This window comes from Clostridia bacterium, from assembly GCA_035561135.1.
In the GTDB taxonomy this organism is placed as follows: domain Bacteria; phylum Acidobacteriota; class Terriglobia; order Terriglobales; family Acidobacteriaceae; genus DATMYA01.
Genome location: DATMYA010000006.1, coordinates 19,866 through 46,438 on the forward strand (window position 1 = coordinate 19,866; position 26,573 = coordinate 46,438).

A 26,573-nucleotide genomic window follows, 5' to 3' on the forward strand; every position below is an offset into this window, starting at 1 on the left:
TATGTTCTCGCTTTCAATTACTTCTTCGTTTCCAATTCGGCAACTGCGGCGCGTGCCTTCTCCAGGAGGAGGTGAAGTTCGCCTTCGCGCTTTCTGATTCCTGCTACGACATGCGTCGGCGCCTTCGATAGGAACTGCTCGTTGCCAAGCTGGCGTTGAGCATTGGACAGTTCGCCTTCCATCTTCGCGATGTCCTTGCCGACGCGCTCTAGCTCGGCCGCCACATCAATCTTCTGCTCGTAAATTACGCGGACATCAAACCGCGCCGTACTGCGCGAGTGTGAGGCCTTGGCAAGCGATTCGTTTACAAAGGTGATCGTCTCCACATTCGCCAGGCGCTCGACCGAGCCGCGATTACGCTCCACCAGTTTGCGAACTTCGGCATCAGTGAAGACCTCGATCGGTAGCTTCTGCCGCTGTTCCACCTTTAGCTCGGCGCGCAAGTTTCGAACGCTTACGATCAGGTCCTGCACGATCGCCATCTCGGTTTCGGCCACGTCGGACATCTGAGTGGGATCGGCCTGTGGATAGCGTGCCAGCGCAATCGACTTGAGCGTCGGCTGCCCATCATAAACCGCGTGCCAGATTTCTTCGGTGATGAAGGGCATAAACGGCGACAGCAATCGCAGTGCCCCTTCGAAGACACTGACGATATTTTCGAAAGCGATCCGCGCATCGACGCGTTCTTCCGCCGTCGCGGGAGCTAAACGCGGTTTCACCAGCTCGATGTACCAGTCGCAGAACTCGCCCCAGAAGAAGTGGTAGATCACGTGCGCAGCTTCGTGGAAGCGATACGCCGCAAGCGCTTCGTGTACCTGCTGCGACACGCGATTGAATCGCGACAGTAGCCACTTGTCTTCCAGCGCAATTGCCGTAAACTTCGGCAGGCCGGGCGCATTCGGGTCAATGTCGCGGTTGCGAAATTCCGCGAGCGACCAGACCTTCTCCTCCTGCACCTTATCCACGTTCATGAAGATAAAGCGGGCCGCATTCCATATCTTGTTGGCGAATGCGCGGTAGCTTTCGGTGCGGCTTTCGGAGAATGCAATGTCGGTGCCGGGCGCAGCCATGGCAGCCAGCGTAAAGCGTGTGGCGTCGGTCCCGAACTTCTCAATCACAGAGATGGGGTCCAGAACGTTGCCTTTCGTCTTCGACATCTTCTGGCGTTCTGCATCCCGCACCAGCGCGTGTATGTACACTTGGCGGAAGGGGACGTTGCCCGCTTCGTGGTCCTTCATGAAGTGGCAGCCCAGCATGATCATGCGGGCCACCCAGAAGAAAAGAATATCGAAGCCGGTGAGCAGCAGAGACGTCGGGTAGAACGTATTCAGTTCCGGCGTCTTGTCGGGCCATCCAAGCGCGGAGAACGGAAGCAGCCCGGACGAGAACCACGTGTCGAGCACATCCGTGTCCTGCTCAAGGCGTTCGCTGCCGCACTTCGTACACTTCTTCGGCGCCTCGCGCGCTACCAGGATCGATCTACATTCGGCGCAGTGCCAGGCCGGAATACGGTGTCCCCACCACAGTTGACGCGAAATGCACCAGTCGTGAATGTTGCGCATCCACTCGAAATACGTCTTCGAGTAATTGTCCGGTGTGAACGTGATCTCGCCTCTTTCAACCGCTTCGATAGCGCGGTCCGCGAGAGGCTGAATCTTGACGAACCACTGCGTTGACGCTCGCGGCTCTACGATCGTTTTGCAGCGATCGCACTTGCCGATTGCGAGAACGTGGTCCTTGATGCCGACCAGGTATCCCAGTTGCTGTAAATCCTGGAGAACCCGCTCGCGCGCCTCGAAGCGGTCAAGCCCGGCATACGGTCCGGCCTCTTCGTTCATGCGTCCGAACTCGTCCATCACGTTGATCTGCGGCAAAAGGTGACGCAGGCCAGCCTGGAAATCATTTGGATCGTGTGCGGGTGTCACCTTCACAGCGCCGGTGCCAAACTCAGGATTCGCGAGTTCATCCAGAATGATGGGGATGTCGCGATTGAGCAGTGGCAGGCGAACCATCTTTCCATGCAGATGCCTGTACCGCTCATCTTTCGGGTTCACGGCAACGGCGGTATCGCCCAGCATGGTTTCCGGACGCGTAGTGGCGACGACGATAAATTCATCCGTCCTCACGACCGGGTAACGAACCTCGTAGAGCTTGCCCTGAGTTTCTTCGTGCACCACTTCCAGATCGGAAATCGCCGTCACGCAGCGCGGGCACCAGTTCACGATGTACTTGCCGCGATAAATCAGGCCCTCTTCGTACAGCGTGACAAAAGCTTCTCTCACCGCGCGCGAGAGCCGGTCATCCATCGTAAAATATTCGCGGTCCCAGTCGACGGACGCGCCAAGGCGCTTCATCTGGTCGAGAATTGCCCCGCCGTAATGGCGCTTCCAATCCCACACGCGCTCGATAAATTGCTCACGGCCGAGGTCGCGACGGTTCTTGCCTTCGGCGGCGAGCTGGCGCTCCACCATCATCTGCGTAGCGATGCCGGCATGGTCCGTGCCCGGAAGCCACAATGTCAGGAATCCGCGCATTCGGTGCCAGCGGACGATGACGTCCATCTCCGTCTGGTTGAGCATGTGGCCCATGTGGAGGCGGCCGGTGACGTTGGGGGGCGGCAGCAGCAGCGTGAATACAGGCTGTTCGGCCTCGCCCTCTTTCGGCGTAGCGACGGAGAACAGTTTCTCGTGGACCCAATATTCAGCCCAGCGGGACTCGATCGCGCTGGGATCGTAAGCTTTCGGCAACTCGTGGGGCATTCTCTTCCAATCAAACCAAGGCGTTGGAAATTATGTGCTGAACTTCTGATGATACCTGTGCCGGAAAAACAGGGTCAACAGAACGCGCGCAAAACGAAAGGCCCTCCGGCGGGAGGGCCTTCAACTTCCAATGAACATCACTATTCCAGTTCCTGTTCGGAGGATAGTTCGCGCGCAATTTCCCACACTAGCTGCTGCTTGAAGCGCTCCATTACACGCTGCACGGCTGCGGCGATCCGAACTTCACTCACCACCGCCGGTGCCGATGTGGGCATCGCAGTGGCTGGTTCTTGCACGACCGGAGCTTCCACCACGCGATCCATAAGCGGCACCAGTTCTCTGCGAGAAACCTCAGTTTCGATATCGGCGAAGGGCTCAGAATCCAAGGGCTTCGAATGGACGAGTTCCGAATAGAAGCGCTCAGGCGCAGGTTCCGGTTCAGGTTCAAGTGAACTAATAGCGGCATGCATGGCGGCCGCCAGGTCATGATCTTCGCTGAGTACCTGCGCGGCCTGCTCTTCCAAGGCCGGAGCCGCTATGGCGGCTTCAGCAATATCTGGCGCGGTATCAGCGACTTCCAATGTTGCAGACTGCTCGGCCTCCACGCTGACCGGTTCTGGAATCGATTCCGGCGCAGGAGGTTCAACATGCGGGGTGAACTCAGCGAAGGCAGCCTCCATCTCGTCTTCGAGAGACGCCGATGCCTCCGTCGGTTCGAGCTTAGTTTCTTCCGCCTGCCACACCAGCGCGCTCGGAAGCGCCGCCGTTGTCTCAATCAGCGGGGCCTCACTATAGGACGTTTCACTCTGCGGAGTCGCCTCGCAATGCTCGACAAAATCGTCATGTGCAGCATCGGAGAGTTCGTCTGCTGCTGGGAGGAGTTCCTTCGTCTTCGATGGCTCGAACCCGCCGTCCGGCTCGCTGATCAGCAGATCGCTCTCATCCGTTGCGATACCAACAACACTCTCTTCCGCGCTCTCCACTCCGAACGTGGTTGGAAATGCCGAGACCCTCTCCGTCGCATCCGTGACCAATGCCGGATCTATGGCGAAGTTGCCGGGGTCGACAACAGGCTGCTGCAAGATTGTCGGTTCAAGTTCGGCTGCGACTTCAATGTCCAACTCGCCAATTGTCGGCGCCGACGTATATTCAACGTCCAAGGGCGCGGCAGAAGGTTCCATCGAGATCACTGGCTCAACCACAGGCTCAAACGCCGGCTCAACCGGTGACGCCGCCGGCTCCATCAGCATGGAAGCGGCGGGTGCGACTTCGTACCCGGAAAAACTAGAGTCAATGTCGCTTGACGGCGCGAGACCCAATCCGAACGCGTCCATCGCCGACGCCGGCTGAGAATTTTCGATTGCGAACTCCCCTGAGGAAGCGGGAGGCTGTACATAAAAGTCGTTGCCAATAACAGGACTGAACGCCGCTCCAGTGGCCATGAACGGAGCCATATCCACCGGTGCTTCCACCGAAAGCTCTTCCATGCCGAACACGGGCAGCCCCGACATCTCCTCCGGAACGGTGGCTTGCGTCGACTGGGCTTCATCTTCAGCGCCGGTCTTCCACTCCTCGTCACCTTCGTCCTTGAAATCCTCAACCGCTGACGCACTCTCTGCAATGGTCCTGTCGGCTACTGCGACGATACTTTCTGCCAGCTTCGCGACGGCGGCAATCAGGTCGGATGCCTCGAATGGCTTGATGATGACTCCGTCGGCCTTGACCTTGGCGCCATCATCAGGGCGGTACGGTTCCATCTTGCCGACAGTGAGCAACACCGGAATATTCGATGTTTCGAGCGCGTTCTTGATGCGCTCGCAAACTTCCAGACCCGTGTAACCCGGCATGTAGATGTCGAGGATCGCCAGGTCAGGTTTGATTTCGGCGAACTTCTTAACAGCTGCCGCTCCGTTGCTGACGGCAATCACCTCGTAACCAGCATCGGCGAGAATCTTCTTCGCCATGTTCTGCGCGGTCATGCTGTCGTCGGCGAGCAGTATTTTCAACGCCACGTTGAGTATCCTTGTATGCGGGTGATGTGCCTCAGAACGTTACTTCTTTCAGGAACTTACGTCAATCCATCGAATGCGAAAGCGCAATCGAACCGTGCTTTCGAAGGTACATGGCCTGCTGCGCCGGTCTGTAAGCAGTCAAAACAAAACCCCATCATCGGGGGCGATGGGGTTGCGTTTTGCCATTGGCAATCGTTAGAACGGAATGAGTTTCCGGAGGCCCTTCTTCTTCTTGGGTTTCGAAGAGCTTTCCGTCTTGGTTTCCGCCTTTGCGTCCGACTTCGAAGTGGAATCCGCAGCCTTCGCCTCTGACGGCGCAGCGCTTGGGTCGGTAGCGGCGTCATTCACCTGGGTTGGAGCGGGCGTAACTTCAGTCGGAGATTGCGTCGTGCTGGTACTGCCGGTGGCCGGCGGCGTGGGCTTCAGTTCCGGAATGCCTGTGTTGGCCGGAGCATCCGAACGTGGCACCGGTTGATTTTCAGGCGGCTTGTCACCCTTCACCGTTTCCACCGACACCGTTCCGGTTCCGTCACCTGCGCCCTGTGGGCGGGTCAGGTCGGCCCGAATCGCGTCGTTTGCGCTGCGAACGATGGCCGCCGCATCCGTTTGTTTAGGATCGACCAGCGTCGGCTCTCCGATCTTCACTGCCGTCGAGATGTCCGGTTTGCGATGGAAGTTGAGCATCACCTTGCCCATTCTTCCAAGCTCTCCGCGGCTTTCCTGCTCCTTTGTGTTGAGAGCGATGGCTTCCTCGGTTGGCTTCGGTATGGGGCGATCGATTGCCGCCAGCCTGCGCTTTGCCTCCTCTACGTGACCCATAACCGGGTAACGAGTGATGATGCGGCCGTACGCCTCGGCAACCTTATCCGTATATTCACGGATGAGCAGATTCTTCGATCGTTCCGGAATAGCAGCGTTGCGCAACAAGGTGATCTGCTGTTCGAGGGAGTCGCCCAGCATAAAGAGGGCATCGTCAATGTGACTGTAAAGCGGATACGTGTCGGATACCGACTTGAGCCGCGCAACGGCAGCAGCCCATGAACCCCTCATGTAGTAGAACCGGCCGATGCGAAACTCGCGTTCGGCGAGTACTTCCTGCACTTCGAGCAGTCTCTTACGGGCGGCGTCAGCCAGTTTGCTGTCGGGATACTGCAATAGCACCTGGCGGTACTCATCCTCTGCGCGCTTCGCGTGCGTGTAGTCGCGATCCGCCTTCTCCATCTGCCGATAGTGGATGTCGGCGACCTTGAGCTGCGCTTCCGCAGCTTCCGGCATGTTGGGGAAGAAGGTGATGAAATCCTTGTATTCGTTCTCGGCCTGCGCCATGCCAGCTGAGCCGCCCTCGGCATACCACGAGTCTCCGACTGCCAGCTTGGCGCGCGCGATGAACTCGGAATCGGGGTAGGTGTTGATCAGCGTCTGCAGGCTGAGGCGCGCCACGTCGTACCTTTTTCGCTGCATGGCGTCCATGGCACGGTCGAAGAGCACTTTGTCCGGCTGCTTCGATCCGACCTCAGCGAGCGGGTTTTTGACGTTCTTGTTTCTGCATGCAGCTCCAAGCAGCACGAGCACCGCAAGCAGAGCGACCAGAAATACGCGACGAAACATCCGCTACCACCTCGGGAAAACAAAATCGGGTCAGACCTGCAGCGCCTTTAAACGGCTTTCCTGGGAGCGCTATGCCTTTTGCAGCGTAGCTTCGGAAGCGGCTTTCAATAACTCGCGCACGTTCTTACGCACGTCGCCCTTGCCGAATACGGCATTGCCAGCCACAAGTATCTCTGCCCCGGCTCTTACGACATCTCCAACGGTGTCCAGCCCGACACCGCCATCTACCTCGATGCGGAAGTCATGTCCATTGGCGTTGCGCATTACAACCAGCTTGCGAATCTTTTCCAGCGAGCGACGAATGAACTTCTGACCTCCGAAGCCAGGGTTCACCGACATCACGAGAACGAAGTCCACCAGTTCAAGCACATCGCCGAGCACGTGCACAGGAGTCGCCGGGTTCAGCACCACGCCGGCACGAACGCCGTTCGTCCGGATCAGTTCCAGCGTGCGGTGAAGGTGAACACACGCTTCCTGGTGAACCGAAATCCAGTCCGCTCCTGCATCGACGAACGCCGGGATGAACTGATCCGGATTCTCGATCATCAGGTGAACGTCGATAGGGACGTCTGTCACCTTGCGGAGCGATTTCACAACCGGAGGTCCGATCGTAATGTTCGGCACAAAGTGGCCATCCATCACATCGACGTGCAGCACCGTCGCGCCACCTTCGACCGCGGGGCGAACTTCTTCCGCCAGGCGGGCGAAATCGGCCGATAATATTGACGGCGCAAGCTCGATCAAAGGCTTCTCTCGCTATAGTAACTGTGGAAATTCTAACACGCTGAACAGTACGCCGCCCTCATTTCCGCCCAGCAGAACAGGCCTGAGAACAATCTGGCTTACGCTCCCGAGTTGCCTGCCTGACCCGGCGGCCCGAAAAGGGCTTTCAGCGAGAAGTTGGAACTTCTCGCCGTTCTCCATGCATCCAATTACTTGTGACCGGCAAAAGGCTAGTGACTCGAATCTTGATGACGACGCTGCTGGCGACCGGCATCCTCATCCTCTTTGGCGTTTTGGATGCGAACGCTACGCCGATTCGCCCGGACATACAGAAGCTTCTCGAACAGCCGCCCGACGATGCTACGCAGTTTGCACCGGCGCGTGCGGGATGGCACGGCTCGGAACTTGCCAAGAGCGCCGACGCAGGCATTAACCCGGCAATGCAGAGATTCAGCGCGGAAGCTTCCGCACATGTGTTGCGGGCCACTCTGGCAGCAGCCGCTATTCCGGATTGGCGCGCCGTCGGTGCGATTCTGCTGATCATTGTCGTGTTGCGGAAAACGCGGAAGAGGGCAACCCCGCAGCCGACGAGTACGTCAGAGTACGAACGCCCTGCAGAGATGCGGCCTGCAGCCTGACCCAACACCCTTCAGGGGCAACAAGTTTACCGCGCGGAAGAAAAGGCCCGTGCCCGAAGCTGATTGGGCTCGGGCCTTTTTGCTTGGTTCCAGTGCATTCCTTGTGTTAAGTCAGGCATCGACCGAGTACGGCTTCGCCCCGAGTCAGCGCTGCGACACTTTTTCCACGAGCGCCTGCCTGAACTGCTCTACCTGCGACTCGCTCAACGCCCGCTTCGGAATGGCGAGAAAACCCCCGCTTGGATAGAGGACGAACAGGGTTTCGGATTCACGGAAGCGTCTTAGCGCCGGCCATGGCAGGGCGAGGTTTCGTCCTTCGCTGCGGAAACGTATCGCTTCGTCGTCCACGATCAGCTTCATTCCACGAAACTGTTCGGCTTGCTTACGAAACGCGCTGGTCGCGCCCGCAACTTTCAAGCGTCGCAGCATGAGCAGGATCATGCCCAGGATCCAAAAGCCGATGCTGATGGCGACTCTCTGGGTCTCCATGTACGCATAAAGGCCGATGCCGAAAATCATCACGGCCAGCACATAGAGCGAGATCCAGCGCCAGCGCTGCTCGGAAGCCTCGGCCAGGTTGGCCCGCTGCGCGTCGGCGAAATCGTCCATCGTGAAATCAAATTGCGCTTCAATGGGTTGCACGCGCCTAGTGCAGCACAGTTGAGTGCGCGGCGACAACTCGAATCTCGCGGCCCGGCCTCCGCCGGAGTCCGGCTCTGCTACCATCACAAACCGTGGCGCTGATCGAAGTCGAGAATCTGGTCAAAATCTATCCGCTTGGTGAATCCGCTTACGGCGGTCGAGCGCATGGCGAAGTGCGCGCCGTTGACGATGTTTCGCTCACGATCGAACAAGGAGAGACGCTCGGACTGGTCGGCGAATCCGGCTCCGGCAAAAGCACGCTCGGCCGACTGATCCTGCGACTGATTGAACCTACGTCAGGAATTGTGCGCTTCGCAGGTCGCGACCTTACAGCTCTCTCAGTCCGCGAAATGCGCAGGATGCGGCGCGACATGCAGATCATCTTCCAGGACCCCTTCGGGTCGCTGGACCCGCGCCTCAACGTCGAGCAGATCGTTACCGAGCCTTTCAAAATCCACGAAAAGCTTTCGTCCACGGAGCGCCGCCGCCGGGCTGAGGATTTGCTGCGCGCCGTCGGGCTGGATTCTTCGGCGCTGGCGCGCTACCCGCACGAGTTCAGCGGAGGTCAGCGGCAGCGCGTCGGGATTGCACGCGCACTGGCTCTGCGACCGAAGTTCATCGTTGCCGACGAACCTGTGTCGGCCCTCGATGTCAGCGTAGGCGCGCAGATCGTCAACCTGCTCGCGCAACTACAGCGCGACTTCGGTCTTACGTACCTGTTTATCTCGCACTCCATGCCCGTTGTTCGGTATCTCGCAACGCGCATAGCCGTCATGCAGAGCGGCAAACTGCTGGAGGTTGGGTCAACGGAGCAGATCACAACCGCGCCTCGGCATCCATACACGCGTTCGCTGCTGGCGGCCACGCCGGAAATCCGCGCCTGACGGGGAACGCGCACAACCATTCCCAATACGTGCGCAGCGCATCGCGGTGGTACAATCCGCAACGCTAAAGCCCCATCGAGCTGAACAGGAGTCTTAAAGGATGAGCTCGTCTACCGCTCCGCAACTTGCGCCGGAAGTGATGCGACTCTCAGAACCGCAACGCGTCATCAATACCTTCGTCGCGCCATCAAGAACTTTCATCGACATCCGCAACAATGCAAGCTGGTGGATGCCCTGGCTTCTCTTGTCCGTCATGTCAATGCTGTTCGTCTTCACGATGGGCCAGAAGGTTGGCTGGGAACGCATCATGCAGAACGAGATTGCGAAGAACCCGCGAGCCGTCGAACAGTTCGACAAGATGCCGGCCGAACAACGCGACCGCGCCATGGACATGCAGGTCACGATCGGCAAGGTTTCGGGTTACATGTCTCCCCTGATCCTGCTGATCTCGGCATTGTTAATTGCCGCCGTACTGATGGCGACTTTCAACTTTGGGATAGGCGCAACGATCGGGTACAAGACGGCGCTGGCGATTGTCTTCTATGGCTGGCTGCCATCGCTTGTGACCTCACTGCTTGGCATGGTGACCTTGTACGCCGGCGTAGACCCCGATGGATTCAGTATTCGCAACCCCGTAGCCACGAACCCCGCCTACTTCATGGATGTAACCCAGCATAAGTTTCTCTATGGAATGGCCTCGGCGCTGGACATCATCGTGATCTGGAGCATTGTGCTGATGGCCATTGGATTCTCGTCCAACAGCAAGGTGAAGCGTGGCACGGCATTCGCAGTCATCTTCGGTTGGTACATCGTCGTGAAGTTGATTGGAGCCGGATTCGCATCTGCCTTCTGATGAGGACGGAACACTGCACAGACTTGTCAGCTTGAAAAAGCAGGGGAGCGCATAAGCGCTCCCCCGTTTCACATGGCTGACAAGCGCACGCAAAAAGAAGAAGTGTCATCCTTGAGCAAAGCGAAGAATCTGCTTTGTACTGGCTGGTGACGCCTATCTCAACTCTTCGGTGACGTTCCCCACATCTGCGCGGTGTTCGCAGATCCGGGGCTTTCCTTTGTAACAGGCGCTGAAAATTTCCGTCCTCCGAGCGCCCCCTTCCGCAGCGATCCGGAAACGCCTTTCTGGCATAAGCGGTTGAGATCGAATCGCAGCCGACAGACGCCTTGGCAGAATTCCGCGTTTGTTGGGTATCTCCCCACCTCATCCTGTATTCGTACACTCCAGGGCATCTCTACCTCCTAAGGCTTGGTGGGTGTCCCACAACTCCCTTTCCAATATTTCTAATCGGCACCCTACATCGGCCCGGTTCGGCAGATGTGGGGCACCATAACGTTCTTCCTGATTCCGAGATGTTGTCCAACGACCCAACCGCGGCGAGCATATTCGCAACCCAATACACGGTAAGTTCTGATTATTCAAGATGGGAAGTACGAATGCGTAGGTTTGTGCGGCTGATGGTTGTGCTTCTCTGTTGTTCCGGCTGGCTGATTGCCCACGACAGTGAGCCGATCAATACGAACTTCGCGGCTCCGTTCACTCGTGGTGCGGGCAACGTGCAGCTCAAGTATCAATACCTTCGCCGCGCCGATCTGTACGAGGTGCTGCCTGCGGAATTGGAATACGGCTTCGCTCCGCGCCAGCAGTTCTCAATAGGCGTTGGGCTGGATCGGCTGCATGATTCGGGAGAGACCTACATTCGTCCGGGCAATCTGGAAGTCGGATATCGGCTGCTGCTTCTGGGAGACAATTCGCGGAGGTTCGCGGTTTCCATCAACCCGGAGGTCGAACTGCCGACGGGAGACAAACGCGTGGCCGAGCGTTCGGTCGGTGCAGGCGGAACATTGAACATCGACACACACCTGCTGCGAGGGCTATGGACGCACACCAACATCGGCTATGAAACGGCGGTTGCTCGCATCGGCGAGGAACGCGAGAAGAACGTCATCTACAACTTCGCCGCAATGTATGAGGCCAGCGAAGCCTTTCGCCCTGTGATCGAAATCGTAGGCGTGCACGACCTCGCATCGGACAGGACGGACATCGCCTTCGTTCCGGAGGCGATTTTTGCGCCGAACCATCGCTGGGAAATCAAGGTCGGGATGCCGGTCGGCCTGACATCAACCGCACCATCCGTTGGGGCGCAACTAGCCTTGACTTGGAAGTTCGGGGCCAGAGGACGGCAGTGATCCTCAACCAGAAGTAGCCCGCTCGCGGCGGGCTGCTTCTGTTGCGCAATATCGTTTGCTACGGCTTTGCGGTGGTTTTCGTGCTCCTGGCCGGCTTCGTCGCCTTGGTCGCGACCGGGGCGGCCTCACGCAGCATCTTGTCAATGAGTTGGAAGAGCTGAGAACGATCGACGACTTCCACGAACGGTGTCCCACGCTGGGTGTTGCTTACGACGTAGATCGTCGGAGTGTGCTCGACTCCGACACGCTGGCCGAGAGCGAAGTCGGCCTTCACCTTCGCCGCCAGCTCGCCTTTCGGATCGTAAACAAACGGCAGTGTTGTCTTGTGTTCTGCGGCCCAGCGATCGGCTATCCCGCGAAGGTTCAGCGGCGTGACGCTGCGCTGGTTCTCTAACAGGAAGCTTCGGAACTCCTCGCCCAGTGCTTTGGACTTGATATCGAAATAGCGGGCCATGACGTGCGCCTCGAAGCTCCAGTTATGCATGGGCAGCGGGAAGTCGTGACGAATGAGCGGGATTTTGTAAGTCTTGACCGCTTCCTGAAGCAAGGGCTCGGCGCGGGCGCAATCCGGACACTGGACGTCCTCAAAGACGATGATTGCGACCTTAGCTCCTTTCGGGGGACGCAGGGAGGAGGTGTCTGCCGCCACCGCCAGCGTGCATGAGGCCAGGAGCAAAAGGCTGAGTAGCAGTGCCGTGAACTTGTTCTTCATCATTCTTCTCGTCGTCCTTCGATTGAAGTGCCAAGTGCTGACACCCATGGTAAATGATGCCAGCACAACTCCTGGGATTTCGCGCCATGCTGAATGCGGCGGCTGAATGCTGTGCAGTCGAGCCGTACCTCAGCGGCCAATAGCCGCTCCCCAGCCATGTTGCTAAATTCAGACCTGAAGGCCTACTCCACCCGGCATCTCTTCAATTCCAAGATAAGGCCCGAACGCTTTGCTTCCCAGACCGTATGTACTTGGATACAGCAATCTGGGGGCAGGGTTCAAATTTCGGCCGCGCCTGTCCGAAAAACCAAAACCCCGCCAAGGTTGGCGGGGTTCGTGAAAGCAGTTGGATTAGAGCTTACGAAGCACGTCGAAACATTCTTCGTTATCGGGTTGCTGATCGAGCGGGTACACCTTACCGAAAGCAATTTTGCCTTCTTTGTCGATGATGAATAATGAGCGCTCGTTGATACCCGGGATCGGATCGCCCTCACGCAGAATCCCGAACTTCCTGGCAACGTCGCCATGCGGGAAGAAGTCGCTGCACAACGGATAATCCAGGTAACCTATCTCGCGCTTCTGCCACGCGACATGGCTTGGTATGGAATCTACACTCATGCCCAGAACCTGGGCATCGAAACCGGCGAACTTATCGAGGTCCGCGTTGTACGCCGGCATCTGGGCCGTTCAGACCGGCGTCCAGTCCAGCGGATAAAAGGCTATGACGACGTTCTTCTTTCCCCGATAGTCGCTGAGCTTTACCTTCGTTTTTACGTTGCCCACGACCGCAGGGATTTCGAAGTCGGGCGCCATGTCTCCAGCTTTCAGCGCTGCCATTCAATCCTCCGCTTGTGAATGCAGAACTCTCCTATGAAGTACGAGAACTGCCGGACCGATTCTAAAGCGCCACTGTCAGTGGAGCAAGTCGCAGCGCTATTCCGAACTTGAAGATACCGAAATCGTGTTCGAGGCAAACGTAAAGCCAAGCATAGGGCATCGAACGGGATGGGTCATAACACTCATGTGGCCGCCGGCCCAGAAACGAGTTTGGCGGCAGCTTTCATTATTCGAATTTCCGGCGCGGGGAAGACAGCTCTGAGATCCCGTAAGGAGGAATTAAAATGTTCGGCTCATCCGGGTACAACTACGAGCGGTTCGACAAAAAGAATTTGTTGAGGGACGTTGCGGCGGGAAGGTTTGGCCATGCGCCCCAGCCGGGAGAACGCGCGCCCGACTTCGAACTACGAGCCTTGGACGGCGACAAGGTCCGCCTGAGCGACTTCCGGAGCGAGAAGAACGTCGTGCTTACATTCGGCTCGGCAACCTGTCCGCAAACCGCTGGCTCCATCGAGGGCATGAACGATCTCTATAACGATTACCGCGATGATGACGTGCAATTCCTTTTTGTCTATGTACGAGAAGCGCATCCGGGCGAAGAGCTTACTGCCCACAAATCGCAGCAGGACAAAGTGGCCGCGGCCGAAATGCTGCGGGAGGAAGATGAAATTGAAATGCCGATCCTGGTAGACGACCTCAACGGCAAAGTCCATCGCAAGTACGGGCAAATCCCCAATTCAACTTTCATCATCGACAAGAGTGGCCGTGTTTCTTTCCGTGCCGTGGCGACGCGGCCCATGTTGATTGCGGACGCCCTGGATGAGTTGCTCGAACGGCAACGGGAGCGTGGCGTCGATCACGCGGTCGTGCATGGTGGTGAAGACCTTGCTGCACCTTCGATGAGGACGTTTCTGAATGCTCATCGTGCGCTGGAGCGTGGCGGGACTGACGCGATCCGGAACTTCCGTGAGCAGATGGGGCTTCCCGGAAAGGTGGCGGTAACGGCTGGCCGCATTGCACGTCCTGTCGCCGACAATCCAGGTGCGGCAATCGGCACCGCTGCTGTAATGGCTGGCGTGGTGGCACTGGGGTTGTGGGCCGGACGGGAATTGCGGCGCCGCAGGTTCGAATCGCGAATGCCGTACGGCGTTCACGGATACCGCCGCGGCGAAGCTGCCGCGGGATACGACGACTACGAAGCCGTCGGAATCTAGCAACAGCTGGAATCAGCGATCAAAAGGTAAGGCGCGGCCATGGCCGCGCCTTCCTTGCGTATCCATCAATCTCCCAGGTTTATGTCACGCTCGAACCAGTGGCTGCATCGGCCACCGTCTTGATGCCTGCGAGTGCATCCGGCTTGTCTTTCCCTTGCAGCAACTGGCGCACCACGTAATGCAGGATGCCGCCATTCTGGTAATAGAGCACTTCCTGCGGGGTATCAATGCGTAGCGTAGCGTCGAACTCGACGGCGGTGCCGTCGGCGTTCAGCGCGCGGACGCTGACGTGCTTCCCAGGGGCAAAGAGCTTTAGAGCGTCTTCGACTCCGATGATCTCGTAAGTCTCTTCGCCCGTCAGTCCGAGCGTTTCAACGTTGTCGTCTGAAAGGAACTGCAACGGCAGGATTCCCATGCCAACCAGGTTCGAGCGGTGGATGCGTTCAAAGCTTTCCGCGATGACCGCACGTACGCCGAGCAGTTGCGGACCTTTCGCAGCCCAGTCGCGCGATGACCCTGAGCCATATTCTTTCCCTGCGAGAATGACGAGCGGGACGCCTTCCTCCCGATACTTCACCGAGGCGTCGTAGATGCTCATCGGCTCGTTCGATGGGATGTGGCGAGTGAAGCCACCTTCCTTCGGCGACGCAAGTTTGTTGCGCAGGCGGATGTTGGCGAATGTGCCGCGCATCATTACTTCATGGTTGCCGCGACGCGAACCGTAAGAGTTGAAGTCCTTTACCTCCACGCCATGCTCAAGGAGATAACGACCCGCGGGGCTGTCGGCCTTGATGTTTCCGGCGGGGGAGATGTGGTCTGTCGTGACGCTGTCGCCGAGCACGGCCAGGACGCGGGCTCCGCTGATGCCCTTCACCGGCGGGGGCGTCGTCGTCATGCCTTCGAAGTAAGGCGGGTTCTGCACGTACGTCGAGGCACTGTCCCAGGCGAAGGTGTCGCCCTTGGGCACATTAAGCGATTGCCAGCGATCGTCTCCCTTGAGCACGTCGGCATAGCTGGACTGGAACATCTCCGGGCTTATGCAGGACGCCATGGTGTCGATCACTTCCTGCTGCGTTGGCCAGATGTCGCGCAGGAAAACCGGCTTGTTGTTTGCACCATAACCCAGCGGCTCGTTGTAAACGTCAACGTCGATGCGTCCGGCAATGGCGTAGGCAACGACGAGCGGCGGCGACATCAGGTAGTTGGCGCGAACTTCCGAGTTGATGCGGCCTTCGAAGTTTCGATTGCCACTGAGCACGCTGACAACGACGAGGTCCTGCTCGGCAATGGTGTCCGAGATTTCCTGCGGAAGCGGACCGCTGTTGCCGATGCACGTCGTACAGCCATAACCGACGAGGTTGAAGTGCAGCTTGTCGAGGTATCCCTGCAACCCTGCTTTGTTCAGGTACTCGGTCACAACCTTGGAGCCGGGAGCGAGCGACGACTTAACCCAGGGCGCAACCGACAACCCGTGCTCGACGGCCTTCCGGGCAAGCAGCCCTGCGGCGATCATGACCGAAGGATTCGAAGTATTTGTGCAGCTTGTGATGGCCGCTATGACAACGGAGCCGTGACGCAGAGCATTACGAACATCCACCAGCAAGGGTTTTTCGGCGGCGGGTGCGGTCTGGTCTTCTACGCCGGGCGCCGTCGGACTGCCGCCCTCGCCCTCGAAGCGCTCGACAGGCTTCTGCGGCACGCTCTTGCCCGGTTTGATCAGCGCCGGCAGCGCCGTTTCAAACGACTTGTGCGCCGTCGAAAGCAGTACGCGATCCTGCGGACGCTTGGGGCCGGCGATGGACGGCTCGACCGTAGCGAGGTCGAGTTCAAGCACGTCGCTGTAGTCGGCCTGCGGCGTGGAGGCTGTATGGAAAAGTCCCTGCTCCTTGCAGTAGGCCTCCACCAAAGCGACGTGCGCATCCGACCGGCCCGTCAACTTCATGAAGCGAAGCGTCTCCGCATCGACCGGAAAGATGCCGCAGGTAGCGCCGTACTCGGGAGCCATGTTGGCGATGGTGGCGCGGTCCGCGAGTGGCAACGACGGCAGGCCGGGGCCGAAGTACTCGACGAACTTGCCCACGACGCCCCTCTTGCGCAGCATCTCGGTGATGGTGAGCACGAGATCTGTGGCGGTAGCGCCTTCGCGTAAGTGGCCGATAAGGCGGAAGCCGATCACCTGCGGAATGAGCATCGACACCGGCTGGCCTAGCATGGCGGCTTCGGCTTCGATTCCGCCAACGCCCCACCCGAGCACGCCGAGGCCGTTGATCATCGTGGTATGCGAGTCGGTGCCGACAACCGTGTCGGGATACGCTACCGGCTTGCCGGTTTCGCCTTCGCCGAGGACAAAGACGACGCGAGCGAGGTACTCCAAATTAACCTGGTGAACGATGCCGGTATCCGGAGGAACGATGGCGAAATTCTTGAACCCAGTCTGTCCCCAGCGCAAGAACGTGTAGCGTTCCTTGTTGCGCTGGAATTCGAGGTCGGCATTGACTTTGAACGCCCAGGAATTTCCAAACTCATCTACCTGCACGGAGTGGTCTATGACTAACTCTGCCGGCTGCATAGGATTGATGAGCGACGGATCGCCGCCAAGGCGCTTCATGGCATCTCGCATAGCGGCGAGATCGACGACCGCCGGAACGCCCGTGAAATCCTGCAACAGCACGCGCGAAGGCATGAATGCGATTTCATCTGAGGGCATGCTCTTGCCACTCGAGCATGTGAGCGAGCGAATGGTATCCGCGGTAACGGCACGCCCATCTTCCCGCCTCAGCAGGTTCTCAAGCAGGATGCGAAGCGAATAGGGCAATCCAGTGGTGCTGATGCCCTGCTTGTCAAGCGCATGGATGCGGTAGATCTCGTATTCGCGTTTGCCGACGCGAAGGACAGAACGGCTGCCGAAAGTATTCATGAACACGCCTTCAAAATGGAATCGAACGAAAGAGATCGGCGAAGCGCCGCAAGTGTCCCCACATCTGCACAAGCCTTGCCGAAACAAGTAGTTTACGACCTGCAGGGCATCGCTGTCAGCAGCAAGCAACGCCTGCACAAGCCTGGCCTGCAACGAGGACTCAATTCGCGCTACCTGATCCAGGCGGTGAACGCCTGCGCGAGCAGCCAGGCGTTGAGCAAAGCAATGACAATCGCCACGATCCAGGAGAGCAGTTTTACCCAGGTCGGATTGACGAATTCGCCCATCTTCAATTTGTCACCGGTGAAGATGATGAGCGGAAAGACGGCGAAGCTGAGTTGCATGCTGAGGACGACCTGGCTGAGCACCAGCAAGCGAGCCGTGCCGCTCTCTCCGCTGACGGCCGTGACGATGACGGCAGGAATGATGGCGACCAGGCGCGTGATGAGCCTGCGCAGCCACGGACGCACTCGCAGGTTCATGAAGCCTTCCATCACGATTTGACCTGCAAGCGTACCTGTGAGGGTGGAATTCTGCCCCGAGGCAAGCAAGGCAAAGGCGAAGAGGCCGCTGGCGAACTTTGCGCCGAGAAGGGGCGAAAGTAGTTTATAGGCGTCCTGTATCTCGGCAACTTCGTGGTTGCCGCTGCGGTAGAAGGTTGCGGCAGCGACGATGAGGATGGCAGCGTTAACGAACAGCGCAAAAGTCAGCGCAACGGCGGAATCGATGTTGCAGAACTTGATCGCTTCGCGCTTGCCCTCGGGCGTGCGCTCAAAATTGCGCGTCTGCACCACGGCAGAGTGCAAGTACAGATTGTGCGGCATTACAGTGGCCCCGAGGATGCCAATGGCGATGTACAGCATCTCGGGATTCTGGAGCAGTTCGGGCGAAGGGACGAGGAAGCCGTGCGCGATGCCGCCAACTTCTGGCCGGGAAAAAAGTATTTCAAGCCCGAAGCAGACGCCGATGGTGCCCGTGAGCACGAGGATGATGGCTTCGATATAGCGAAATCCCTTGTTCTCCAGGAACAGAATCAGAAGTACGTCGAGCGCCGTAATGCAGACGCCCACAATCAGCGGGATTCGGAAGAGCAGGTTGAGGGCGATTGCCGAGCCGATCACCTCTGCCAGGTCGCAGGCGGCGATGGCTATCTCGGCAAGTATCCAAAGCATGAAGCTGACGGGGCGGCTGTAGTGGTCGCGACATGCCTGCGCGAGGTCGCGTCCGCTGACGACGCCAAGCTTGATGCAGAGACTCTGGAGCAGGATCGCCATCAGGTTGGAGAGCATGATGACGAACAGGAGACGATAGTTATAACGGGAACCGGCGGCCAGGTCGGTGGCCCAATTGCCGGGATCCATGTATCCAACCGCAACGAGAAAGCCAGGCCCGGCGAAGGCTATCAGTTTGCGCAGAAATCCCGGCGCCACTGGTATTGGCAGGCTGGAGTGGATCTCTGGAAGGCTGGGCGTGTGAACTTCCCGCCGCCATGCACGTTCCTGAATTTTCATCTTCTCCGCCCTCCCCGGAGTTGGAACGCAAGTTCGAAATCATAACCCATGAACAAGCTTGGAGCCGAACAACGGCGCTCCCATCTGGCGTTCGGCAATGTTCTGTTGCACTGATTGACACAAGTACAATGGAATCCATAACCTTTGCAGGAGTGTCTTGGCTTCGGCGCGAAGTTTGCGCCAGCGCGGGTGAAAGAAAATGAGAGTTCTGGTTCTGGGTAGTGGCGGTCGCGAGCACGCGCTGGTATGGAAGCTGCGGCAATCGCCGAGGGTGACTGAGTTGTTTTGCGCTCCGGGAAACGGGGGCATCTGCGATGCGGCGGAATGCGTCGCCGTGGACCTGAAGAGCGTGGACTCCATCGTTGAGATCGCGAATCGAATCCGTCCGGACCTGACCGTTGTCGGGCCGGAATTGCCGCTGATGATGGGCGTCGTGGATGAGTTCCAGCGGCGCGGTTGGCCCATTTTTGGGCCGACGCAGGCTGCGGCACGGCTGGAATCAAGCAAGAGCTTCGCCAAGGAGTTCATGCAGCGGCATCGCATTCCTACGGCACGCTACGCCATCTGCACAACGGATCAGGAAGTGAAGGACGCGCTGGCGCACTTCCATCCTCCAATCGTGGTGAAGGCCGATGGACTCGCCGCGGGTAAAGGCGTGGTCATCGCCAAGACCAAAGAAGAGGCCACGACGGTCGCGGCCGAGATGCTCAGCGGAAAGATGCTTGGCGACGCTGGCCGGCGCGTGGTGGTGGAAGAGTTTCTTGAAGGCGAAGAGCTTTCGTTCCTGGTGATGAGCGATGGCGAGCGCGTAGCTCCGCTGGTCGCGGCACAGGATCACAAGCGCGTAGGCGACGGCGACACTGGCCCAAACACGGGCGGCATGGGGGCGTACTCCACGGCCAACATCGTGGACGACAAGATGCGGGACTGGCTGATCGCCCACGTCGCGCGCCCGGTCGTGGCCGGAATGGCCGCGGAAGGCGCAGAATATAAAGGCATTCTTTACTGCGGACTGATGATGACGGCGCGCGGCCCCGTCGTGCTGGAGTTCAATTGCAGATTGGGCGACCCGGAGACGCAGCCAATCCTTATGCGCATGGAGAGCGACCTGGTCGAAGCCATCGAAGCGAGCATCGAAGGGCGCGTCAGCGATGGTGATTTCAAGTGGTCGAGTGATGCAGCGGTTTGCGTTGTAGTGGCTTCCGGCGGCTACCCGGGTGCCTTCGAGGTTGGGAAGCGCATACAAGGTATTGAGGCCGCTGATGAACTCCCCGGCGTGAAGGTATTTCACGCGGGAACCGACAAGCGCGATGGCGCGTTCTACACATCTGGAGGGCGCGTGCTGGGTGTAACTGCTCGCGGCACCACATTGCAGGAGGCGGTTTCGCGCGCCTATGAAGCGACCGGGAAGATTCACTTCGAGGACATGCACTACCGCAAGGACATTGCCGTCCGGGGTCTGAAGCAAGCCGCAAAGTAGCAGTGAACGCGCAAATGGTATGCGCTGATTTCATTTACAAGAACCGCAGAGGTGCGATGACACACAGAACGCTCGTTTCAATCGTGATGGGTAGCGACTCGGATCTCGAGGTGATGAACGAAACCGCAAAGGCACTGGACGAGTTCGGCATTGGCTATGAGATCGACATCGCTTCGGCGCACCGTTCGCCCGCCCGAACCGGCGAACTGGCGCGCAGCGCACGGAAGCGCGGCGTGAAGGTGATCATTGCGGGAGCGGGCGGCGCCGCACACCTCGCGGGCGTAATAGCCGCCGAAACCACTCTGCCGGTGATTGCAGTGCCGATCGCCTCGACGCCTCTGAACGGACTGGACTCCCTGCTCGCGATGGTGCAGATGCCCGCAGGCATTCCCGTTGCGACAGTCGCGATCGGAAGAGCTGGCGCGACGAATGCCGGTATTCTGGCCGCGCAGATACTCGCCGTTGGCGATGAGTCCGTAGCAAAAAAACTCGAAGCGCACAAAGAGAAGCTGGCCAACGGAGTGGAAGTAAAGTCCAGGAAATTGCAGGAAGCTCGCGCAAATAAGCGATAGCGCGGCGAGCGGCTCATCCGAGCTAACGCACCTCAGCAGCAATAGAACTTTTTGCAGGCTGCTGGAACTAAGTTCTTTGAAGGGGCACGCCGTCTGGCGTGCGCTGATTGAAAAGGGGGCTTTAAGCCGCTGAGTCCGTGTTTGCTGCCTGTTAGAACAAGCGCTCCTGACGGCGCAGATTTCCGAACGTGCCCACGTTCGCCAGGGTAAACGCGAAGCGAAATTGATTCTCATTTCGCACGGAGCCGAGCGCGAAGCGCCGGTATTCCACGCTGACGCCACAACAATCCCAGTTATAGCTGGTCTGCGCAGACGAGTATTGCAGGAACCCGAAATTGGCATCGAACCCGGTGCTGGCGCCTGCACTGAAACCGCGCTTGTTCGGATGTCCGAAGCCGAGCAGGATGCGGAACTGGCTGAATCGCTCCTGCGCATCACTCGGCCCAAGGGTCATCACCTCGCCCGGCGCGTGCAGGAAGGCGTGACTGCCGCCAAAGAAGAAATCGCCTATACGGTAGTTCGCCAGCACGGTGCTGGCGTTAATGCGGCCTTTCCGCGGATCGTAGTCGAGGTTCCATTGCACGTCGGTGTTGGCGCTGGTGAGCACGCGCAGACGAGAGACGAAGGGCGACAAGCGGCGTGGCTCGGTCAGAAAGGCGATCCCGGTTAAGTCGGCGGTAGTAGTGAAGACGTTGCGCCGTCCCGGGACGAGTGCGCCACCGAAGTCCTGGTTCAAGAAATACTTTTGCGCGAGCTCCCAGCGCAACACTTCACGAGTTACAACGCCGGAGTCCTCACAGCGCTTCGGCACGGCAGCCTCGCCGGCGATGGTGCCCGCCTCATTTTCGTTGCCCTTGCGCTCTGGTTGCACTTCGGGCGCGCACTCACGTTGTTTGCCGTTGCCCGTGCGTTTGGCGTAGATACTGTTCACGAATCCAACTTCGACTTCGCTGGTGTTGCTCAAAATATCGCGGGCGTCGAAGCGAATGGTCGCCGGAAAGGAATCGACACCGGCGACGTAACGATAGATGACTCGCGGCTCAATGGTGTGCTTGAGCTTGCGGTCGAGGACGGTGCGATCAAAGACGCGAGAGATGCTGGGGGGACGTAGCTCGACGGCCCCTTCTACTGCATGGCGCTCCAGCGTGTCATTGATGAGTGTGCCGACCGTTGTCGGCGTGGGTTGCAGTCGCTGAGTGTAGAAGGTGTCGCGTAGTCCGGCATCCGCACGCAGGCTCCAGCCCTTGATTATCAAAGGCAGTGAGAGACGCGGGGCTAAATCGAAGCGTCCGACGAGATCGGCGGTGACAAAATCCGGTTCGCGGCGGGTGACGCCTTCGGCAGAGGCATCGAACGACCACATCGCGCGCGTGCCGCCGATGCGGCGCTCCACGCTGGATGCCTCGAAGGTCGGCGCGTGCGCGATCAGGATGCGGTCCCCGGGCGCGGTGCTTTGGAAGTTCTGGTAACGCGAACTCATGCCGCCGAACGAGAACCCGTTATAGCTCTTCGAGATGAAGACGACCGACTTGACCTCTGAGTTGACGGCCTGCGAAAACGTTTCCGAAAAAGCGAGCCGGAAGAGGAACGAGCTGAGATAGTTCACGTTCGTCACCGCACGGAATCCGTGCGGCAGTTCGATATCCGTATTGAGTCGAATATCTTGGCCGCCCTGATCCTGCCCGGTGGGTCCAAAGCCGCGATCGAAAACGCCGAAGTAGCGCAGTTCGACGTTTGACTTCTCACTGGGCCTGGCGCGGAATTCGCCGTGCTGGCTCCATCCCCGCCGCGAGAAGTATTCCGCTCCTATCGTCGCATCGGCACTGCGGTTAATGGCCCAAAAAAACGATTCGCCGAGGATGTTGCCCTTGCGCGAAGACCGGCCGATGGTGGGGATCAGGAATCCACTTTGCCGGCCGAGGTTCTCAACCGGATGCTGCACATAGGGAAAGTAGAAGATCGGAATGCGCCGTATGCGAAACGTACTGTGATACATCTTCGCATCTTCGCCAACCACGACATCGATCTTTTCGGCCTCGAAGGTCCACTTGGGCTTGGGCATCGAACACGAAGTGATGCTGCCTCGATGCACGATAAGGCGGTCGCGCCCACTCTTCTCGACGAGCTTGCCGGAGAAGACGAAAGGATTCGAGGTGGTGAGTACGACGTTGCGTCCACGAAAACTCGCGCCGACGGTGCCGATGACGTTGTAGAACTTGCCGCTTTCCGTGTTGACGTTGTAAGTGGCGCGACTGGCTTCCAGGTGTTCATCGTGCGGACCGCCGTCAAACATGACATGGCCGATCGCCTCAAGATCGCCGGAAGCGGAGTTGTACGTGATCTCGGTAGCGCGGAAGGTGAACATGCGGAAGCTCACCTCGACCTCGCCGCGGAGGCGGTAAATATCCCCGGATTTTTCCTGTTCGCGCGCGCGGATGATCACTTCCTCTCCGGGCAGAGGGCGCTCCAGTCCGGTAGCAGGGCGTGTGGAAGCTGCGGCTGCAGGCTGGCTGGGGACGTTGGGTGGCAATTCTTGCGCAACTAGCCACTGGCTGGTAACTAGCAACCAGAGTAGAAGGAAGTGACTTACGAGTTTTACTGTGATATTCAATCGTCTGCGGCAAGTCATTGGCACGTACTTGTTCGAACTTCGCAAGGTAGCACGCAACAGCCTACCCGGCAAAGTTGCTTTGAAGTCTCGGCAAGTCGTGCTGGACAAGCCGCTCGCTCTGGTTCTCCCAATCCGTTGATGGTCTCTTCGTTCCGCAGACCGGCATGGCCGGAGGGCGGCGCCACGAACGCGTCTTATGACGCGCATCGCAGGCGTGTCGCTACAGCGCAGATGCGCGCCTGTTGCGGTTCCGCTCGATCCAAACAGACCCAATCTTCCGGTATTAAGCGACCTCCCATACTCGCGCTCTTCTGCCCGGTCATTCCGGCTTATCAGGAACAGAAATAATGCATTCTGCCGAACCAGAATACGAACCGACGCTGGCTGAGGCCACGCAGAACGAACCGTGGCGCAGCGAGGTCGCATCGCGCGTGAGTCGCTATCGTGCGAAGCGCCGCCGCAAGATCGAGGGCGATCAGTCAATGCGGCTCGATTTCGAAACCGAAGCGCAATCGACGCAGCAGCCACCGCCGGCGCGGAGAACGGAAGCGGCCGACACAGACTTCTATCGTCGCGCGAATGCCGCCTACGAGCAGCCAGCAGCGGTCGATATCCCGCTCGCGCATGCAACTGCCGGCCCGGCTTCGCCCGTCGATGCGGAAAGCGAGTGGCTGTACTCAGGCCCTCCGGCCCAGAGCACGGCTGCGGCAAGCGACTACGATCCCGATTTCGACTTCGACACGCCGCGTGCTGCGGTTGAACCCGAAGCGTCCGAGGCTGCGCGAACGGATTCCAACGTCATATTTTTCCCCAAGCCGCTCATGGCTACCATGCCGAGGCAAACGGCCGACGAACTAGCCGACCCTGTGATGAACCGGCCCCGCATTCTGGACGTGCCCGAAGAGGTCATGCCGACCATCCAGGGCGCACTGTTCGCGGAAATCCATCTTGATCCGGAAGAAGAGAGCGAGCCACTTCAGCAAGCGAAATCCGAATTCGAGATTCCGCTGCGCGTGGCGATGATTCCCGTGCGCGCTTATGCCGGCCTGATGGACTGGTTGCTCGTATTGGCAGCCTCCGCCGTGTTCGAGTTGATCGTCTGGACGATGATCCCCGCGCTGCCGCATACGAAGCCAATGGCGATTGCGGCGGCCATCGTGCCGTGCTTCTTCTGGTGCGTTTACCAGTATCTGTTGCTCGTATATTGCGGGCGCACTGTAGGCATGCAGATGGCGGGAATCACGCTCCGAACGTTCGAAGGCCGGCATCCGAACTGGGCGCAACGCAAAACCCGCGCGCTGGCGCTAGTGCTCTCAGGCGCATCGATGGGCCTCGGATTCGTATGGGCTTACGTCGATCCGGACATGCTCTGCTGGCACGATCGCATCAGCCGGACCTATGTAGCTCCAGTGAGTTAGCGTCCACTCGCGCTTGCGCGAGGCCTTCTGGCTTGCTACTGCGACTCAGCGAAGGCAAACGAATCGAGAAGTTGAAGTGCATGCATCGCAATCCGGTGAAACGCGGACTGGTCTGAACCTCTAACTACCCGCTCTAGCGGAGCTAGGACGGGGCACCCAGAGACAGACGGTCAATATGAACGAGAGTTTAGGGGTGGGCCACCCTGCCCACAAGACCCACATCTGCGAACACCGCGCGGATGTGGGGCACCGTCACCGAAGAGTTGAGATGTGGGCCACCAGCCTGGGAAAGGGCTAGGTTTCCTAGGCCGAGCAATAGGCGTCGTTGGAATGGTTCTGACCACTCCTCTGGAACTCAATAGTGGAGAGCAGGAATAAAAACGCAAACCAACAGCAACAACAACAGCGGGGGCAAATGCGTAACGCTGATGGGATGTTCAAAAGCGCGATGAAGCTCTACCTCCGCAACGAAACAAATCAAAACTGGCATGAAGTGTTTGCGGTGATGTCGGATGCAGCAGAAGCGGGTTCCAATGAAGCGGTCGCAGCTCTGGGAACGTTTTTTGATTACGGGATCGGGACGAAGAAGGCACCGTCGCGAGCTGTAGCGTGTTACAGGAAAGCTGCGAGGGTAGGAAACTCGGAGGCTCAGTTTAACCTGGGTCTGGCCTACTACGAAGGCCGTGGAGTGAAGCGAAACTATCGAGCCGCCTTCGGATGGTTCGTGAAATCAGCCAAGCAAAAAGTGCCTGAGGCGTTGCACATGCTGGGCTACTGCTATCGCTATGGTCGAGGCGTCAGGAAGGACGTTGCCAAAGGTTTTAGGTACGAGATGGCAGCCGCCAAGTTGGGCTATGGTGAAGCGCAGTTCTCAGTTGGGGTCTGCTTCAGTCGTGGCGAAGGTGTTTTAGAAAACCCGAAGGAAGCCATGAAATGGTATCTCAAAGCTGCACGGAAGGGGCACGACGATGCCGCGTACAATGTAGCGCACCTGTACGAGACCGGCCGTGGTGTTCGCCCTAATCCGCAGCAAGCGAAGTACTGGTCAGAACGAGCAAAGGAGTTCAAGAATCACAGCAGTGGGTGAACCTCATTCGTTCCGAAACCAGAACAAACGAAACCCTCCCGGAGTGAAATCTGGGAGGGTTTTTCTTTTAGCTGCCGAGGTTCTTTAGCGGCTGACGATCCTGCCAAATTACCGTCCTGCCGTGGCAGCGGCGGCCTTGTTCTGCGCGGCCGGAGGTGGTGCCTTTTTCTCCGAGGCTGGTGGCCCATATCTCAACCCATCGGTGACGGTGCCCCACATCTGCGCGGTGTTCGCAGATGTGGGGCTTTCCTTTGTGACAGTGCTACCCTTTTTGCATGCCGTACGGGCTCGAGCGATACCACGAGACGAATCAGTCGTACTTCGTGACCTTCAGTTGTTACAAGCGGCAACGGCGTCTCGCTGACGCTCGTCCGTGTGACGTATTCATCGATTCCTTGGAACGCATGCGCCGCAATCATCGCTTCCCTGTCTACGGATTCACACTGATGCCCGAACACGTCCACCTGCTCATCTCCGAGCCCGAGATCGGCACCTTGGCGCAAGCCATTCAAGCGCTGAAAATTTCCGTCGCCCGAAAGCTCGCCCCCTTCCGCAGCGGTCCGGAACGCCTTTCTGGCAGAACCGTTTACTACGACCACAATGTGCGCTCTCACCAGAGCTTTGTTCAGAAGCTGCGCTACATCCACCGCAACTCAGTAAAGCGTGGCCTATGTGCCAATCCGGAGGACTGGCCTTGGAGCAGTTTCCGCCACTACGCCACGGCTGAGATCGGACCTGTTGAGATC

General features: G+C 58.6%; 20 protein-coding genes. 10 read left to right on the forward strand and 10 right to left on the reverse strand.

What is annotated here, in order from left to right:
* Window positions 1–17: 17 nt before the first annotated feature.
* The 4 genes from VN622_00205 to rpe all read right to left on the reverse strand — a co-directional run bounded on the left by VN622_00205 (window position 18) and on the right by rpe (window position 7,123).
* On the reverse strand, window positions 18–2,759 hold the full coding sequence (locus VN622_00205; GenBank protein HWR34275.1) for a valine--tRNA ligase: 2,742 nt from the start codon (window positions 2,757–2,759) through the stop codon (window positions 18–20).
* 140 nt (window positions 2,760–2,899) lie between these two features.
* Complete coding sequence (locus VN622_00210; protein HWR34276.1) at window positions 2,900–4,771, reverse strand: response regulator; 1,872 nt, start codon at window positions 4,769–4,771, stop codon at window positions 2,900–2,902.
* A 195-nt stretch (window positions 4,772–4,966) separates the two neighbouring features.
* Window positions 4,967–6,379, reverse strand: a complete 1,413-nt coding sequence (bamD, locus tag VN622_00215) for an outer membrane protein assembly factor BamD (protein HWR34277.1) — start codon at window positions 6,377–6,379, stop codon at window positions 4,967–4,969.
* Between the two features lie 69 nt (window positions 6,380–6,448).
* Window positions 6,449–7,123 carry a ribulose-phosphate 3-epimerase gene (rpe, locus tag VN622_00220; protein ID HWR34278.1) on the reverse strand — a complete coding sequence of 225 codons (675 nt, stop codon included), beginning with the start codon at window positions 7,121–7,123 and terminating at the stop codon, window positions 6,449–6,451.
* A 212-nt stretch (window positions 7,124–7,335) separates the two neighbouring features.
* Here rpe and VN622_00225 point away from each other — a divergent pair, with 212 nt between their 5' ends.
* Window positions 7,336–7,740, forward strand: a complete 405-nt coding sequence (locus VN622_00225; GenBank protein HWR34279.1) for a hypothetical protein — start codon at window positions 7,336–7,338, stop codon at window positions 7,738–7,740.
* Window positions 7,741–7,884: 144 nt separating this feature from the next.
* Here VN622_00225 and VN622_00230 read toward each other — a convergent pair whose 3' ends face one another.
* A complete protein-coding gene (locus tag VN622_00230; GenBank protein HWR34280.1) occupies window positions 7,885–8,349 on the reverse strand; it encodes a YcxB family protein in 465 nt (154 codons plus the stop codon).
* 125 nt (window positions 8,350–8,474) lie between these two features.
* Between VN622_00230 and VN622_00235 the strand changes: the two genes are divergently transcribed.
* The 3 genes from VN622_00235 (at window position 8,475) to VN622_00245 (ending at window position 11,468) form a co-directional block, all read left to right on the forward strand.
* Entirely contained in the window at window positions 8,475–9,266 is a 792-nt protein-coding gene (locus VN622_00235; GenBank protein HWR34281.1) for an ATP-binding cassette domain-containing protein, read from the forward strand.
* Window positions 9,267–9,366: 100 nt separating this feature from the next.
* Window positions 9,367–10,119: a YIP1 family protein gene (locus tag VN622_00240; GenBank protein ID HWR34282.1), complete on the forward strand. Its 753-nt coding sequence runs from the start codon at window positions 9,367–9,369 to the stop codon at window positions 10,117–10,119.
* Between the two features lie 596 nt (window positions 10,120–10,715).
* The gene (locus VN622_00245; GenBank protein ID HWR34283.1) at window positions 10,716–11,468 is read left to right on the forward strand and encodes a hypothetical protein; all 753 of its coding nucleotides are present in this window, start codon (window positions 10,716–10,718) and stop codon (window positions 11,466–11,468) included.
* Between the two features lie 58 nt (window positions 11,469–11,526).
* On the opposite strand, the gene VN622_00250 is transcribed toward VN622_00245, so the two are convergent.
* Both VN622_00250 and VN622_00255 read right to left on the reverse strand, forming a co-directional pair.
* Entirely contained in the window at window positions 11,527–12,183 is a 657-nt protein-coding gene (locus tag VN622_00250) for a thioredoxin domain-containing protein (GenBank protein HWR34284.1), read from the reverse strand.
* A gap of 348 nt (window positions 12,184–12,531) precedes the next feature.
* Window positions 12,532–13,017, reverse strand: coding sequence for a redoxin domain-containing protein (locus VN622_00255; GenBank protein ID HWR34285.1), 486 nt, complete (start codon window positions 13,015–13,017; stop codon window positions 12,532–12,534).
* 284 nt (window positions 13,018–13,301) lie between these two features.
* Between VN622_00255 and VN622_00260 the strand changes: the two genes are divergently transcribed.
* Window positions 13,302–14,231 (forward strand): redoxin domain-containing protein, encoded by a 930-nt coding sequence (locus VN622_00260; GenBank protein ID HWR34286.1) that lies wholly within the window; start codon window positions 13,302–13,304, stop codon window positions 14,229–14,231.
* A 79-nt stretch (window positions 14,232–14,310) separates the two neighbouring features.
* On the opposite strand, the gene acnA is transcribed toward VN622_00260, so the two are convergent.
* Together acnA and VN622_00270 are read right to left on the reverse strand one after the other, a co-directional pair.
* Entirely contained in the window at window positions 14,311–17,148 is a 2,838-nt protein-coding gene (gene acnA, locus VN622_00265) for an aconitate hydratase AcnA (protein ID HWR34287.1), read from the reverse strand.
* Between the two features lie 170 nt (window positions 17,149–17,318).
* Window positions 17,319–18,659: an Nramp family divalent metal transporter gene (locus tag VN622_00270; protein ID HWR34288.1), complete on the reverse strand. Its 1,341-nt coding sequence runs from the start codon at window positions 18,657–18,659 to the stop codon at window positions 17,319–17,321.
* A gap of 199 nt (window positions 18,660–18,858) precedes the next feature.
* Between VN622_00270 and purD the strand changes: the two genes are divergently transcribed.
* Both purD and purE read left to right on the forward strand, forming a co-directional pair.
* The gene (gene purD / locus VN622_00275; GenBank protein HWR34289.1) at window positions 18,859–20,139 is read left to right on the forward strand and encodes a phosphoribosylamine--glycine ligase; all 1,281 of its coding nucleotides are present in this window, start codon (window positions 18,859–18,861) and stop codon (window positions 20,137–20,139) included.
* A gap of 56 nt (window positions 20,140–20,195) precedes the next feature.
* Complete coding sequence (gene purE / locus VN622_00280; protein ID HWR34290.1) at window positions 20,196–20,711, forward strand: 5-(carboxyamino)imidazole ribonucleotide mutase; 516 nt, start codon at window positions 20,196–20,198, stop codon at window positions 20,709–20,711.
* Between the two features lie 151 nt (window positions 20,712–20,862).
* Here purE and lptD read toward each other — a convergent pair whose 3' ends face one another.
* Entirely contained in the window at window positions 20,863–23,154 is a 2,292-nt protein-coding gene (gene lptD, locus VN622_00285) for an LPS assembly protein LptD (GenBank protein HWR34291.1), read from the reverse strand.
* Window positions 23,155–23,669: 515 nt separating this feature from the next.
* Between lptD and VN622_00290 the strand changes: the two genes are divergently transcribed.
* The 3 genes from VN622_00290 to VN622_00300 all read left to right on the forward strand — a co-directional run.
* Window positions 23,670–24,740, forward strand: coding sequence for an RDD family protein (locus VN622_00290; GenBank protein HWR34292.1), 1,071 nt, complete (start codon window positions 23,670–23,672; stop codon window positions 24,738–24,740).
* A gap of 361 nt (window positions 24,741–25,101) precedes the next feature.
* Complete coding sequence (locus VN622_00295) at window positions 25,102–25,827, forward strand: tetratricopeptide repeat protein (protein ID HWR34293.1); 726 nt, start codon at window positions 25,102–25,104, stop codon at window positions 25,825–25,827.
* A gap of 275 nt (window positions 25,828–26,102) precedes the next feature.
* Window positions 26,103–26,573 (forward strand): transposase (locus VN622_00300; GenBank protein ID HWR34294.1); only part of this gene is annotated, 471 nt, incomplete at its 3' end.